12 protein-coding genes are annotated in these 13,994 nt (G+C 63.2%); 9 read left to right on the forward strand and 3 right to left on the reverse strand.

The window, feature by feature from the left end; translation table 11 throughout:
* Nucleotides 1–12: 12 nt before the first annotated feature.
* A complete protein-coding gene (csm6, locus tag THIVI_RS21875) occupies nt 13–597 on the reverse strand; it encodes a CRISPR-associated ring nuclease Csm6 (RefSeq protein ID WP_083845803.1) in 585 nt (194 codons plus the stop codon).
* A 466-nt stretch (nt 598–1,063) separates the two neighbouring features.
* On the opposite strand from csm6, the gene THIVI_RS21880 reads away from it, so the two are divergent.
* Together THIVI_RS21880 and THIVI_RS21885 are read left to right on the forward strand one after the other, a co-directional pair.
* Nucleotides 1,064–2,587, forward strand: coding sequence for a fumarate hydratase (locus THIVI_RS21880; RefSeq protein WP_041447857.1), 1,524 nt, complete (start codon nt 1,064–1,066; stop codon nt 2,585–2,587).
* Between the two features lie 49 nt (nt 2,588–2,636).
* Nucleotides 2,637–3,323 (forward strand): YceH family protein, encoded by a 687-nt coding sequence (locus THIVI_RS21885; protein WP_014780691.1) that lies wholly within the window; start codon nt 2,637–2,639, stop codon nt 3,321–3,323.
* Nucleotides 3,324–3,531: 208 nt separating this feature from the next.
* On the opposite strand, the gene rimO is transcribed toward THIVI_RS21885, so the two are convergent.
* Nucleotides 3,532–4,869 (reverse strand): 30S ribosomal protein S12 methylthiotransferase RimO, encoded by a 1,338-nt coding sequence (rimO, locus tag THIVI_RS21890; protein ID WP_014780692.1) that lies wholly within the window; start codon nt 4,867–4,869, stop codon nt 3,532–3,534.
* Between the two features lie 135 nt (nt 4,870–5,004).
* On the opposite strand from rimO, the gene THIVI_RS25180 reads away from it, so the two are divergent.
* The 7 genes from THIVI_RS25180 to THIVI_RS21920 all read left to right on the forward strand — a co-directional run bounded on the left by THIVI_RS25180 (nt 5,005) and on the right by THIVI_RS21920 (nt 12,485).
* Nucleotides 5,005–5,142, forward strand: coding sequence for a hypothetical protein (locus tag THIVI_RS25180; RefSeq protein WP_014780693.1), 138 nt, complete (start codon nt 5,005–5,007; stop codon nt 5,140–5,142).
* Between the two features lie 13 nt (nt 5,143–5,155).
* Nucleotides 5,156–6,109 carry a 4-hydroxy-3-methylbut-2-enyl diphosphate reductase gene (gene ispH / locus THIVI_RS21895; protein ID WP_014780694.1) on the forward strand — a complete coding sequence of 318 codons (954 nt, stop codon included), beginning with the start codon at nt 5,156–5,158 and terminating at the stop codon, nt 6,107–6,109.
* 317 nt (nt 6,110–6,426) lie between these two features.
* Nucleotides 6,427–6,702: a hypothetical protein gene (locus THIVI_RS21900; RefSeq protein ID WP_014780695.1), complete on the forward strand. Its 276-nt coding sequence runs from the start codon at nt 6,427–6,429 to the stop codon at nt 6,700–6,702.
* Between the two features lie 166 nt (nt 6,703–6,868).
* Nucleotides 6,869–9,769, forward strand: coding sequence for a sulfite dehydrogenase subunit SoeA (soeA, locus tag THIVI_RS21905; protein WP_014780696.1), 2,901 nt, complete (start codon nt 6,869–6,871; stop codon nt 9,767–9,769).
* Nucleotides 9,766–10,488, forward strand: coding sequence for a sulfite dehydrogenase subunit SoeB (soeB, locus tag THIVI_RS21910; RefSeq protein WP_014780697.1), 723 nt, complete (start codon nt 9,766–9,768; stop codon nt 10,486–10,488). The genes soeA and soeB overlap by 4 nt, the downstream gene beginning before the upstream one ends.
* A 114-nt stretch (nt 10,489–10,602) precedes the next feature.
* The gene (gene soeC, locus THIVI_RS21915; protein WP_014780698.1) at nt 10,603–11,580 is read left to right on the forward strand and encodes a sulfite dehydrogenase subunit SoeC; all 978 of its coding nucleotides are present in this window, start codon (nt 10,603–10,605) and stop codon (nt 11,578–11,580) included.
* Nucleotides 11,581–11,624: 44 nt separating this feature from the next.
* The gene (locus tag THIVI_RS21920; RefSeq protein WP_014780699.1) at nt 11,625–12,485 is read left to right on the forward strand and encodes an alpha/beta fold hydrolase; all 861 of its coding nucleotides are present in this window, start codon (nt 11,625–11,627) and stop codon (nt 12,483–12,485) included.
* Nucleotides 12,486–12,517: 32 nt separating this feature from the next.
* Here THIVI_RS21920 and THIVI_RS21925 read toward each other — a convergent pair whose 3' ends face one another.
* Nucleotides 12,518–13,969 carry an autotransporter outer membrane beta-barrel domain-containing protein gene (locus THIVI_RS21925; RefSeq protein WP_014780700.1) on the reverse strand — a complete coding sequence of 484 codons (1,452 nt, stop codon included), beginning with the start codon at nt 13,967–13,969 and terminating at the stop codon, nt 12,518–12,520.
* Between the last annotated feature and the right edge of the window lie 25 nt (nt 13,970–13,994).

Consider the following 13,994-nt stretch of genomic DNA (forward strand, 5'->3'; position numbering starts at 1 on the left):
ATAGCAGCTCAATTATTTTTGTCTACACCCTCCGAGCGAGGGATAATAAAACTCGCGATGACTCTCGAAGGGCGCGGACACCAGCACATGAGAGAGGCGATCCTGCGCGCGCCCGAACAGCGACAGGGCATAGCCGACGAAATAGCCCATGCTCTTGCGCCCTCCCGCGATGGAGACATGCAGCGCGCAGCGCGCATCGTCGGTGAAGCCGCGCACCAGATCCGTAATGAAATCGGCGGCGCAAACATTGTCGTCGGGAGAGCGAATGTCTTCCAGCGCGCGTCCGTCGCGACCGGCAATGACATGGATGTGTTCGGGCGAAAAGGCGATGGCCGGCAGGGCGTATTCGCGCCGTAACCGTTCAACCCAGCCGATGGCCGGCGAGAGGAGATTCAGCCGCGCGTGCTCGGCTCCCTGCACAGTGGTGATGAGATGGATCTCGGTTGGAACCAGGCGGGGATCCTGTTTCCAGAGGGCATAGATGGTTTCGGTCACGACCTGGGGGGACAGACCGGTGACGACCAGCAATACCTGACGCGGATAGAGCGCTGGTCCGTGGGTCGGAGCTTCCTCGCTGGTTGATCTCGTCGCGTGCATGGCACTCGTCTCCCTTGGTACCGCTAGACGGTCTAAAAACGCGACGCGGCATCCCTGCCTCCCTGGCCTCGGAACAAGCCCCGGCGCGTGGCGGTATCCTGCCGCAAGGCGCATGAGGACGTCGGTTTCGCAAGCTTGCGTGATCCTGTCCTTTCCCGTTTCGTGAAGCATCTTACACGTAGGAGCCCGCTTGCGGGCGACGTGACTCGCCAAAATGCCTTCCGTGTGACCCACCCGTCGCCCGCAAGCGTGCTCCTACGGGGTTTGACGCTACACGGAAAATCGACGCGAGCAGGCAAACAGATGGAAAAATTGCCTCGGGCACGGTGGCGCCGAACTCAATGGCTCGTATGACCCTGCTGAGTCAGCGGTACGTGTCGTGTTATTCCGAAACCGGCCGAAGGGGTGCGGAATGACGGAACACGGCTATACTCTCGCGATTTCCAGCTGCTTCGCCGAACGTCCGATGACCACCATCCGCGAGACCGATTTCATCCAAAGTATCGCCGACGCGCTTCAGTTCATTTCCTACTATCACCCGCGCGACTACATCCAGTCACTGGCCGCCGCCTACGCGGCCGAGGAATCCCCGGCGGCGCGCGACGCCATGGCGCAGATCCTGGTCAATTCGCGGATGTGCGCGGAGGGTCATCGTCCGATCTGCCAGGACACCGGCATGGTGGTCGTCTTCCTGAAGATCGGCATGGAGGTGCGCTGGGAAGCGACGCGCGGCGTGCAGGCGATGGTCGACGAGGGCGTGCGCCGGGCCTATCGGGATCCGGATAACCTGCTGCGCGCGTCCATGGTCTCGCCGCCGATCGGCACGCGCAAGAATACCGGGGACAACACGCCGGCGGTGGTCCACTGCGAGCTGGTGCCCGGTGACGGGGTCGAAGTCCGGCTGGCCGCCAAGGGCGGCGGCTCCGAGAACAAATCCAAGTTCGCGATCCTCAACCCGAGCGACAGTCTGGTCGATTGGGTGCTGCAAACGGTCCCGACCATGGGGGCCGGCTGGTGTCCGCCGGGCATGCTCGGCATCGGTATCGGCGGCTCGTCGGAGAAGGCGATGCTGCTGGCCAAGGAATCGCTGCTCGGACCGATCGACATCCATGAACTCAAGGCGCGCGGCCCCTCCGACCCCATCGAGGAATTGCGGTTGGAACTCTACGAAAAGGTCAACGCGCTCGGCATCGGCGCCCAGGGCCTGGGCGGTCTGACCACGGTGCTGGATGTCAAGATCCTGACCTACCCGACCCACGCCGCCTCGCTGCCTGTGGCCATCATCCCCAATTGCGCGGCCACCCGTCATCTGGAGTTCACCCTGGACGGCTCCGGCCCGGTGACCTTGACGCAGCCCAGTCTGGACGATTGGCCCGAGATCGTCTGGGATGCCGCGACCGGCGCGCGCCGGATCGATCTCGACGGCATCACCCGCGAGGAGATCGCCACCTGGAAGCCCGGCGACCGGCTGCTGCTCTCCGGCAAACTGCTGACCGGGCGCGACGCAGCGCACCAGCGCATCGCCGACCTGCTCGACCGTGGCGAGCCGCTGCCGGACGGGGTCGACCTGCGCAATCGGTTTATCTACTACGTCGGCCCGGTCGATCCGGTGCGCGACGAGGTGGTCGGTCCCGCCGGTCCCACCACGGCCACCCGCATGGACAAATTCACCGAACGGATGCTCGGCGCAACCGGATTGATCGGCATGATCGGCAAGGCCGAGCGCGGCCCGGCGGCCATCGAGTCGATCAAGCGCCATGGCGCCGTCTATCTAATGGCCGTCGGCGGCGCGGCCTATCTGGTCGCCAGGGCGATCAAAAGCTCCCGACCGATCGCCTTCGCGGATCTCGGGATGGAGGCGATCCGCGAATTCGAGGTCGCGGACATGCCGGTCACGGTCGCGGTCGACAGCCGGGGCGAATCGGTCCACCAGACCGGCCCGGCGCGGTGGCGCAATACGGCCATTCTCAACCTGACCCGAACCCTTTAGTCGTCAGGCCAACAGCGCTTGATGGCCTCAACACGAGAACCGATCGATCATGTCCGCCGAGAACGCTTCCGCCACGCCCGACGCACTCCTGAATCCGATCGAGGCGCGCATCGTCGGTTGTCTGATGGAAAAACAACGCACCACGCCGGAGCAGTATCCGCTGACGCTGAACAGTCTGGTGAGTGCCTGCAACCAGAAGAGCGCCCGTCATCCCGTGATGAACCTGACACCGGGCGAGGTCGGGCATGCCGTGAACCGGTTGCGCGATCGCGGTCTGATCCACGCCAGTCTCTCCGGGCGCTCCGAACGCTTCGATCACAAGCTGGTCGGAACCTTCTTTCTCAGTCGCCAGGAACAGGCGCTCTTGTGCGCGCTGATGCTGCGCGGACCGCAAACGCTCGGCGAATTGCGGACCAACACGGCACGTCTGGCGGATTTCGCGGACCTGGATCAGGTTTCGACAATCCTGCGGGGCATGGCAACCCGAGACCATGCCCTGGTCCTCGAATTGCCGAGATCGCCCGGCAAGCGCGAGGAGCGCTACGCGCATCTACTGTGCGGTCAGCCAAGGACAGAGGATCTTGCCGACGTCGAGCCAAGAACGGGAGCGTCCGCAGGCGTTGCGGCGCAAGACAGCCGGATCGAGGCGCTGGAGTCGGAAGTCGCCTCCCTGCGCGCCGAGTTGGATCGGCTCTGGGAACTCACCGGGCTGGCGGATCAACGTGGGGATGCATGACGCGATCACCCGCTGACCCGCTGCCATGAAGTGAAGCCGTTCCGCTGCCGTTAAGTGAAGCCGTTCCGCTGCCGTTAAGTGAAGCCGTTCGTGGTGAGGCCCTCGAACCATGAACGGCTTCACGCGCCGAGCCCCGGATTTCCCGTCCGTCTCCCCCCTTCGACCGACCTGGTTCGATCCCCTATCGGGCAACATCCCCGGCGGCTGCCTAATCCAGCGCCTCCACCGGACGCGCCCACAGATCATGGTCGCCCGCGTCCGTCACCTCGACCTCGATGAAATCGCCAAGATCGATCTCCCATTCCCCTGGAATGATGACCTCGCCATCGATCTCGGGCGCGTCGGCATAACTGCGCGCGATGATGGCGTCTTCGGTGACCTCGTCCACTAGCACGGTCAGTCGCTGCCCGATGCGCGCGGCCAGCTTCTCGCGGCTGATGTCCGCCTGGACGGCCATGAAGCGTTCCAGCCGTTCCTGTTTGAGCGGCTCAGGCACGGGGTCTGGCAGGTCGTTGGCGGCGGCGCCGTCGACCGGCGAGTAGGCAAAACAGCCGACGCGGTCCAGCCTGGCGGCGCGGAGAAAGTCCAGCAATTCCGCGAATTCGGCTTCGGTCTCGCCGGGAAAACCGACGATGAAGGTGCTGCGCAGCACCAGCTCCGGGCATTGCGCGCGCCAGCGCTCCAATCGCTCCAGCACCTTCTCGGTCGCCGCGGGGCGGCGCATGGCCCGCAACACGCGCTCGCTGCCATGCTGTAATGGCATGTCCAGATAGGGCAGGATCAAACCCTCGCCCATCAGCGGAATCAGCTCGTCGACATGCGGATAGGGATAGACATAGTGCAGCCGGATCCAGGCGGGCAGATCGCTCAAGGCGCGTGCCAGTTCGGTGAGATGCGTCCGCAGCGCCCGACCCTTCCAGATGTCCGTCCGGTGACGCAGATCGACGCCATAGGCGCTGGTGTCCTGCGAAATGACCAGCAGTTCGCGCACCCCGGACTCGACCAGGCGGTGCGCCTCGTCGAGCACCTCGCCGATGCCCCGACTGACCAGATCGCCGCGCAGACTGGGGATGATGCAGAAGCTGCAACGATGATTGCAGCCCTCGGAGATCTTGAGATAGGCATAGTGTCGGGGCGTGAGCTTCACGCCCTGTGACGGCACCAGACTGGTAAAAGGATCGTGCGGCGCCGGCAGTTGGGCATGCACGGCGGCCATGACCTCGTCCAGCGCCTGGGGGCCGGTGATGGCCAGCACCTGGGGATGCGCTTGACGCACCAGTTCGGCGCGCGCGCCCAGACAGCCGGTGACCACCACCCGTCCGTTTTCGGCCAGCGCCTCGCCGATGGCATCCAGCGATTCCTCCACCGCGGCATCGATGAAGCCGCAGGTGTTGACGATCACCAGATCGGCGCCTTCATAACTTGGCTGGATACCGTAGCCCTCGGCGCGCAGTTGCGTGAGGATGCGTTCGGAGTCGACCGTGGCCTTGGGGCAGCCAAGGCTGACGAAACCGACGTTCGGGGGATTGATGCTTGAATTTTGCAACGAAGTCGTCCATAAAATGCCGCTTGGCGATCCTGCAAGGATAACCGAGTCAGAGTCGCTCAATCGCAATCACAGAATGTTCCGGCCTTTCGCCAGGGGCACGGGATCCACTTAGAGAGATGGGACGGACAGAGCATGAAAAGCTGTACCCTCTGCAAATACAGTACCGTTTGCAACGACCTGCCAGGCATCTGCATCCTGCTTCCCTACGTCGCCATCGCGGTCGTCGTGGTTTCGCTCGGTTATCTTTTCGTGACCCAGGAATTGATCTGATCCAGTGGCTGCCATGACGATCCTTCTCGCCAATCCCCGCGGTTTTTGCGCCGGCGTCGACCGTGCCATCGCCATCGTCGATCGCGTCCTCGAACGTTATGGCGCGCCCGTCTATGTCCGTCATGAAGTGGTGCATAACCGCTACGTAGTCGAGGATCTGCGACAGCGTGGCGCCATCTTCATCGAGGATCTGGCGGAGGTTCCCGGCGGCGCCACCCTCGTCTTCAGCGCCCACGGCGTCCCGCAACAGGTGCGTCAGGAGGCGGAAGCGCGCGGGCTGCGGGTCTTCGACGCCACCTGTCCGCTGGTCACCAAGGTGCATCTGGAAGTCGCGCGCTATTGCAAAAACGGCATCGCCGTCATCCTGATCGGACATCGCGGACACCCGGAGGTCGAAGGCACGCTGGGGCAGTGTCTCGGTAGCGGCGGCGCCATTCGTCTGGTGGAAACGGCCGACGAGATCGCGGGACTCGACATCCCCGATCCCGAGCGCTTGGCCTATGTCACCCAGACGACGCTCTCGGTGGATGACAGCCGCGCGATCATCGAGGCCCTGCGGGCGCGTTTCCCCGCCATCCAGGGGCCGAAAAAGAGCGATATCTGCTACGCCACCCAGAACCGGCAGGACGCGGTGCGCGAGCTTGCCAGCCGCTGCGATCTGCTGCTGGTGGTGGGTTCGCCCAACAGCTCCAACTCCAATCGGTTGCGCGAATTGTCCGAGCGACAGGGCTGCACCGCCTATCTGATCGACGGCCCCGAGGATATTCGCCGCGACTGGCTCGCCCAGTCTCCGCGCATCGGCCTGACCGCGGGCGCCTCGGCGCCCGCGATCCTGGTGGAACAGGTCATCGCCAGACTCCAGGAGTGGGGCGCGGACGGCATCGAGGAACAGGACGGCATCCGCGAGCAGGTCGTGTTTCCGCTCCCGCGCGAACTCGCCGCGGACACCTCCGCCACCCTGGAATAGACCGGGCGATACCAATGGCGCCTTCGCTAAATGTTGCGTAAATGAAACGACTCGCGCGAGTTTCGCGACGTTGTTCTTGTCTGTGTTTTCTTTGGATTTGACTGGATTCGTTAGTTGCGTCACGAAATCTTCGTGATTTCGGAGTTGTCGATTGTTGCATTTCAATCTAAACTAAAGCGCAAGAGATGCAGCATGTGACCAAAAAGGAACGCCCTGTTGTGCGGTTGCTCCAAAATTAGGTTCGGTTGGCAGCTCAGCCGGTTTCCCGGGCGGGATACCAGGCGACTCCACAAAAGAATCCACTGAGACGAACAACCATGTTTGACAAAACCGAAAACACGATTCGCTATAAATGGGATCCAAAAACCTACACCGGCTTCAAATTGCGTTTTGACGCCGACGGCGCCGCGAAGGGTGGCCACTGCTGCTTTCATGTCGAAGACTGGACCTGCAGGACCGTGACCAACGAATGGCCGTGCGAGGATCTGAACGAGGCGCTGGAAGTGCTCAACCATTTCTTCACCGTCGACATCAACAATGAGCGCGAGCGTCTGAGCGCTTGGTTGCCCGCCGAGTACCGCGCGGCGGCCTAGTCCTTCAGCGCCATCAAGCATTCGTCAGGGGCCGTTCGCGGCCCTTTTTTTTGTCTCGGGCGCATCGATTTCTTAATTCCTAATATTGTGTGGGTTTGAAACATCCAGTGTCTGGCGCTTAGAATGCGGGCCTTGTCTCGTTTCGATCCCGCCGAAGGTATCCCTCATGCAGGACCCAGTTGCTTACTCGGACAGTCTGGTTGGCCGAGTCGAGGTCAAGGAAACCACCTGTTACATGTGTGCCTGCCGCTGTGGCATCCGGGTGCATCTGCGCGACGGCGAGGTCCGCTATATCGACGGCAACCCGAATCATCCGCTCAATAAGGGCGTGATCTGCGCCAAGGGCAGTTCGGGGATCATGAAGCAGTACTCGCCGGGGCGGATCACCCAGCCGCTGCGGCGCAAGGCGGGGGCCGAGCGGGGCGCCAGCGAGTTCGAGGTCATCTCCTGGGACGAAGCCTTCGGGATGCTGACCGAGCGATTGGCCAAGCTGCGCGCGGAGGATCCGAAAAAGTTCGCGCTCTTCACCGGTCGCGATCAGATGCAGGCGCTGACCGGCATGTTCGCCAAGCAGTTCGGCACCCCAAATTACGCGGCCCACGGCGGTTTCTGCTCGGTCAACATGGCCGCCGGTCTCATCTACACCATCGGCGGTTCCTTCTGGGAGTTCGGCGGGCCGGACCTGGAGCGCGCCAAGCTCTTCGTGATGATCGGCACCGCCGAGGATCATCATTCCAACCCGCTCAAGATCGACATCGCCGCCTTAAAGCGTCGGGGCGGGCGTTTCATCTCGGTCAATCCCATCCGCACCGGCTATTCGGCCATCGCCGACGAGTGGGTGCCGATCAAGCCCGGCACCGACGGGGCATTGCTGCTCGCCATCGTCAACGAGATCATCAAGCAGGGGTTGTTCGACCGTGAGTTTCTGATCCAGTACACCAATTCCGCCGAGCTGGTGGTGGACGATCCGGAACGCGACAACCACGGGTTGTTTTACCGCGCCGAGATGCATGTGGAGGAGGGCTGTTTCGACCCGCAGAACAAGCTCTGGTGGGATCGCGAGATCAACGGCCCGATCAGCACTCACACGCCGGGCGCCGAACCGCGTCTGATGGGCAGCTACACCCTGCCGGATGGCACCCCGGTCAAGCCGGCGTTCCAGTTGCTGAAAGAGCGCGTCGAGCAGTACACCCCCGAATGGGCGGCGCCGATCACCGGCATCCCCGCCGAGACCATCCGCCGACTGGCCCACGAAATGGGCGTGACGGCGCGCGATCAGAAGATCGAGCTGCCGATCACCTGGACCGACTGCTGGGACAACGAACATGACTCGGTGACCGGCAACCCGGTCGCCTTCCATGCCATGCGCGGCATGGCGGCACATTCCAACGGTTTCCAGACGATCCGGGCGCTCGGCATCCTGATGACCGTGCTCGGCACCATCGACCGTCCGGGCGGGTTCCGCCACAAGGCGCCCTATCCGCGTCCGATCCCGCCCTGTCCCAAGCCGCCGCATGGCCCCGAGGCGGTGCAGCCGAATACCCCGCTCGACGGCATGCCGCTCGGCTGGCCCGCGAAGCCCGAGGATCTGTTCGTGGACGCGGACGGCGAGGCGGTACGTATCGACAAGGCATTCTCCTGGGAGTATCCGCTCTCGGTTCACGGCCTGATGCACAACGTCATCACCAATGCCTGGCGCGGCGATCCCTATCCGATCGACACCCTGCTGCTGTTCATGGCCAACATGGCCTGGAACTCGTCGATGAACACCAGCGAAGTGCGCAAGATGCTGGTCGATAAGCAGCCTAACGGCGAGTACAAGATCCCCTTCCTGGTGGTCTGCGATACCTTCGCCTCCGAGACCGTCGCCTTCGCCGATCTGGTGCTGCCCGATACCAGCTATCTGGAGCGTCACGACGCGCTCTCCATGCTCGACCGCCCGATCTCCGAGTTCGATGGCCCGGTGGACGCGGTGCGCATCCCGGTGCTGCCGCCCAAGGGCGAGTGCAAGCCATTCCAGGATGTCCTGGTCGAGCTTGGCTCGCGGCTCAAGCTGCCGGCCTTCACCAATGCCGACGGCAGTCGCAAGTATCGCGATTATCCGGATCTGATCGTCAACTACGAGACCTCGCCCGGCTCCGGGATCGGCTTCCTGGCCGGCTGGCGCGGCAAGAGCGGCGACCAGTTTCTCAAGGGCGAGCCGAATCCGCGCCAGTGGGAGATGTACGCGCAGAACGGCTGCGTCTTCCACCATGAACTGCCGCGCAGCTATCAGTACATGCGCAATTGGAACAAGGGCTATCTGCACTGGGCGCGCGCGCACGGCATGATCCGTTACGCCGAGCCGATCACGCTGCATCTCTATTCCGAGGTGCTCCAGAAGTTCCGGCTCGCCGCGCAGGGCAAATGGCCCGGACGTCAGCCGCCCGAGCGTCTGCGCAAGCGGGTCGAGACCTACTTCGATCCCTTGCCCTTCTACTATGATCCGCTGGAGACGCAGGTCACCGATCCCCGGCGCTATCCGCTCAACGCGCTGACCCAGCGGCCCATGGCGATGTACCACAGTTGGGACAGCCAGAACGCCTGGCTGCGCCAGATCCACAGTCACAACTATCTGTTCCTGAATCCCCGCGTGGGCCTGGAGAACGGCTTCGGCGACGGCGACTGGATCTGGGTCGAGTCGCCGCACGGCCGGGTCCGCTGCATGTGTCGCTTCTCCGAGGCGGTCGAGCCCGGCACCGTCTGGACCTGGAACGCCATCGGCAAGGCCGCCGGCGCCTGGGGGCTGGGAGCAAACGCCGACGAGTCGCGCAAGGGCTTCCTGCTCAACCATGTGATTGCCGAGGAGCTGCCGCCCAGCGCGGCGGGCGATCATCTCTCCAACTCCGATCCGATCACCGGACAGGCCGCCTGGTTCGACGTGCGGGTGCGGGTCTACAAGGCCGCCCCCGGCGAGGAGAAAATCACCTCGCCCCAGTTCAAGCCCATGCCCCGTTTGCCGGGTCAGGAAAAGCCGCGTGGCAAATGGCAGGCCTATGTGGCTGGCGTCTTCGGAAAGAAATCATGACTCAACTCGCACTCGTCATCGATCTGAATGTCTGCGTGGGCTGTCATGCCTGCGTGACCTCGTGCAAGGAATGGAATACCTCCGGCTGGGCCGGTCCCATGGTGGACCAGCATCCCTATGACGGCTCCCCGACCGGCACCTTTTTCAACCGGGTGCAGACCTTCGAGGTCGGCGTCTATCCCAAGACCGAAACGGTCCATTTCCCCAAGAGCTGCCTGCACTGCGAGGAGCCGCCCTGCGTGCCCGTCTGCCCGACCGGCGCCTCCTACAAGCGCCCGGACAACGGCGTCGTGCTGGTCGATTACGACAAGTGCATCGGTTGCAAATACTGCTCCTGGGCCTGTCCCTATGGCGCGCGCGAGTTGGACGAGCAGCAGCAGGTGATGAAAAAATGCACGCTTTGTATCGACCGCATCACCGATCCCAAGCTCAGCGACCGTGACCGCAAGCCGGCCTGCGTGCTCGCCTGCCCGACCAGCGCTCGACTGTTCGGCGATGTCCATGACCCGGATGCCGAGGTCTCGATCGCGATCCGCGAGCGCGGCGGTTATCAGCTCATGCCCGAATGGGGCACCAAGCCGGCCAATCATTACCTGCCGCGCCGTAAGATGGTCATGCACATCGATCAGGACGAACTCACGCGGGTCGATAATCCGCTGCGCAAGGAAGACCTCACCACCTACACCGGCGAGGAAACCCTCGACGACGTGGCTTGGTAAATTTGGCGTAGGGTACGCATCGCGTACCGTTCTCCTTCAAGGAGCGGTATGCGATATGGCTGATAAACGGTACGCGATGCGTACCCTACCAACTGACCAACTTGGAACGAATCTATGCATCCCGCCTTTTCAGTCATCTTTCTGACCACGCTGATCGGTGCCGGTCAAGGTCTGTTCCTGGCCATGGTGACCGGTCAACTTTACGCCATCGCGCGTTTTCTGCCGGTCCAGGCCGATCAATTCTATGCGGTCGGCAGTCTGGTGGCCCTGATCCTGCTCGTCGCCGGGCTGGCGTCATCCTTCTTTCATCTCGGGCGTCCCGAGCGCGCCTGGCGGGCCGCAGCCAAGTGGCGTACTTCCTGGCTGTCGCGCGAGGTGATCGTCCTGCCCATCGTCATGGCCCTGGTCTTTGGCTATGGTGTCGCGCACTGGATGGGCTGGACTCAGCCGCTGTTCCGGGTCGGCGAATCGCTCCAGGTGGACGCCACGCTCCTGCTTGGCCTGCTGGGGACGCTGGCGAGCTTCGCGCTCTTCGTCTGCACGGCGATGATCTATGCTGGCGTCAAATTCCTGCAGGAATGGCATACCCCGCTGACGGTGGTGAATTTCACCTTCCTGGGGGCGGCTTCCGGTTTCATGCTGGCCGCCGCCTATTCCGCCTATATCGGTAACCCGCTGGTGACCTTTTTCGGTACCTGGGCGGTCATCCTGACCCTGGTCGGTCTCGTCTCCCGACTGGCGCACCTGTCGCGCAATGCCCATCTCAAACGCAAGAGTAGCGTGCAGACCGCCATCGGCGTCCGTCATACGGCGGTCGTCCAGAAGGCCCAGGGAGCCACGGGCGGAAGTTTCAATACCCGAGAGTTCTTTCATGGACAGAGCGAATCGACTGTCGGGACCGTGCGGCTGGTCTTTCTGGTGCTGGTCTTTCCGGTTCCCATCCTGCTGATCGGCGCCGCCTATGTCACGGCCTCGCCGACCTTGCCGATTCTCGCCTTCGTCGCGCAATATCTTGGCCTGATGGCCGAGCGCTGGTCATTTTTCGCCGAGGCCAGGCACCCGCAGAATCTGTATTACCAGTCGGTGGCTTGACGAGGCGGGATGACCGCGCTCGGATCGGATTTCCCGCTGTCGCCATGACATCGGGACGCCGTCGGCGCGCCCGCGCCTTGCCGTTTGTCCTTGGCTTGATCTGCGTGCTTCAGGGCTGCGCCACGCCATCCTGGAATCCGCGGGCGGTCGAGGCGTTCGCGGCCGGGCATGGCATGGAGCGCATTGAGGTAACGGGCACGCGCTTTCGGCATGCGATCCATGCGCGCGGCAATCCGATCGATGCGTCGCGGATTCATGTCTATCTGGAGGGCGATGGCCGGCCCTGGGAAACCCGTGATCGCATTGCCGCCGATCCCACGCCGCGTAACCCCGTGGCGCTCCGGCTGATGGCGCGCGATCCGCGGCCCGCGATCCATGTCGGACGGCCCTGTTACCATGGATTCTCGACAGCGTCGGGCTGTTCGCCCTGGTTCTGGACGCAGGGACGTTACGGCACCGAGGTGACCGCGAGCATGGCGGCGGCCATCGAGCGCCTTTTGCCGCGCCAGGCGAACCGACGCATCACCCTGATCGGATACAGCGGGGGAGGGGTGCTCGCCATGCTGATGGCCGAACGTCTGGCGGGTGTGGACCGCGTGATCAGCATCGCCGCTAATCTGGATATCGACGCATGGACCGACCATCATGGTTACAGCCGTCTGGGCGGCTCGCTGAATCCGGCGTCCCGGCGCCCGCTGGACGCGCGCATCGATCAGATTCATCTGGTTGGCGGACGGGACGGACAGGTGCCGCAAAGCTCGCTCGGCGCCTTTCTGGCGCGGAATCCGCAAGCCAGGATCCAGGTCTTTCCGGATTTCGATCACCGTTGCTGCTGGGTCGAACACTGGCCGGCGATTCTGGCGGACATCGAGCGAACATTGGGCGCGAAGCCGGCGACGCCATGAGGCTTCGCCCGCGTTCGCGACCTTGAGGCGGGTTAGAACTCGATCCGGAAACCGCCCGTGATGCTATACGAGGTCACATCTTCGTATCCCAGGAGCGTATTCACGGAGATGAACGCGGAACGCCCCTGCGCGAACTGCCCGGAAATTCCCAGGCCCAGGTCGAAATAATTGTGATCTGGTCGGGAGGTCGTCACTAGCAGGGGTGTATTGCTCAGATCGTTGACAAAGCGAGCGTCAAGGGTTTCCTGATCGTTCTGAAACTCATGCACCCAATCCAGACTCAACTGCGGTAGGAAAACGCCGCTGCCGCTACTGATCGCCTTGGCAACCATGACGCCAAGACGGGAGGTCAGCGAGGTATAGGTCTGCGAGTCATAGCCGATGGCCAGACTGCCGCCGGCCGCCTGCGGATTCGACATGGTTTCGCGATAGGCGTCGACCGCGTTCTCGGTGTAGTTGAGACTAGCCGAGGGCGTGATCGTGAACGACTGTCTGTCGATGGTGTAGCCGCCGCCCAGGCTGGCATACAGGACATCGGCCTCCGGGCTGGATGTGGCGGTCTGCCTGACGATGGTTTTCCCGTCGGTATCGCTGGCAATACCGTAGGCGATTCTGCGGCGCAGATCGTACTCGTTGCGGTTGTAGCCCAGGGTTCCTTCCACAAAGGCGCCGCCCTCCCAATAGTAGGTGCCGTAGGCGCCGATGCCCCAGCCATCCATCTCCATGTCGCCCTTGTTTTGCCGGTAGTCCACGCTTTCGGTGGTGTAGCTGCCGTACAAACCGAGGATCAGATTCTCCCGCACGCGATAATCGCCGCCCAGCGTCAGATGCAGTCCGTCGAGATCGTAACCGGAGGTGTAGGTGTCGCGATCCTGTTCGGTGTTGAGATATTTCAGATTGAAAAAGGCGCCGCCCCGTCCGAACTGCAGGTCGCCGCTTGCGCCGCCGCCGCTGGCCTGTCCGAATAACAGCCCCGCGGCCATGGTTCCGTTCGGCGCAAAGCCGGAGAGCCCGCTTGCCAACCGCTGGCTGCCCATCCGCATCGCGGCCACGCCGAGACCGGCATCGACCTGCGCCAGGGCTACCGTCCGCGTCGCGAGAACCTGATCGGGGGTGAGGGACGCGAGTGCGGCCGAGGCATTGGCCGGATCCTCGGTACCGCCGATCACCAGGACCGCGCAATCGTCGCCAAATGCCGTTCCGTTATTGAGACCGCCGATACAGGCATTGAAAACGGTGTTCGCGACTCCGACCGTGTTGGCATTCCCGGTGATCGCCGCAGCGCCTTCCAGCGCCGCGCCGCTGGCCGACGCGGTTGACTGCTCGTCGGTCGACGTCACCGCTGGGTTGGCGATGGCGGTATTGTCCACCGCGGAGAACAGGTCGCCTCCGCGGCTGGTGGGTTCGTCCGCCGCGGTCGAATCGCCGCAGAATGCGAGTCCAAGGATGGCTGCCGCGGCGGCCGCGGTCTGATTTTTTTTCATCGTGCTGTTGCTCCCGCCAATTGAA

It is taken from the genome of Thiocystis violascens DSM 198 (assembly GCF_000227745.2).
Classification (GTDB): Bacteria; Pseudomonadota; Gammaproteobacteria; order Chromatiales; family Chromatiaceae; genus Chromatium; species Chromatium violascens.

What these genes read in the sequence shown, in the direction of transcription:
- csm6 (WP_083845803.1), bottom strand. Translation starts at nt 597, where the DNA reads ATGCACGCGACGAGATCAACCAGCGAGGAAGCTCCGACCCACGGACCA.
- THIVI_RS21880 (WP_041447857.1), top strand. Translation starts at nt 1,064, where the DNA reads ATGACCACCATCCGCGAGACCGATTTCATCCAAAGTATCGCCGACGCG.
- THIVI_RS21885 (WP_014780691.1), top strand. Translation starts at nt 2,637, where the DNA reads ATGTCCGCCGAGAACGCTTCCGCCACGCCCGACGCACTCCTGAATCCG.
- THIVI_RS25180 (WP_014780693.1), top strand. Translation starts at nt 5,005, where the DNA reads ATGAAAAGCTGTACCCTCTGCAAATACAGTACCGTTTGCAACGACCTG.
- ispH (WP_014780694.1), top strand. Translation starts at nt 5,156, where the DNA reads ATGACGATCCTTCTCGCCAATCCCCGCGGTTTTTGCGCCGGCGTCGAC.
- THIVI_RS21900 (WP_014780695.1), top strand. Translation starts at nt 6,427, where the DNA reads ATGTTTGACAAAACCGAAAACACGATTCGCTATAAATGGGATCCAAAA.
- soeA (WP_014780696.1), top strand. Translation starts at nt 6,869, where the DNA reads ATGCAGGACCCAGTTGCTTACTCGGACAGTCTGGTTGGCCGAGTCGAG.
- soeB (WP_014780697.1), top strand. Translation starts at nt 9,766, where the DNA reads ATGACTCAACTCGCACTCGTCATCGATCTGAATGTCTGCGTGGGCTGT.
- soeC (WP_014780698.1), top strand. Translation starts at nt 10,603, where the DNA reads ATGCATCCCGCCTTTTCAGTCATCTTTCTGACCACGCTGATCGGTGCC.
- THIVI_RS21920 (WP_014780699.1), top strand. Translation starts at nt 11,625, where the DNA reads ATGACATCGGGACGCCGTCGGCGCGCCCGCGCCTTGCCGTTTGTCCTT.
- THIVI_RS21925 (WP_014780700.1), bottom strand. Translation starts at nt 13,969, where the DNA reads ATGAAAAAAAATCAGACCGCGGCCGCCGCGGCAGCCATCCTTGGACTC.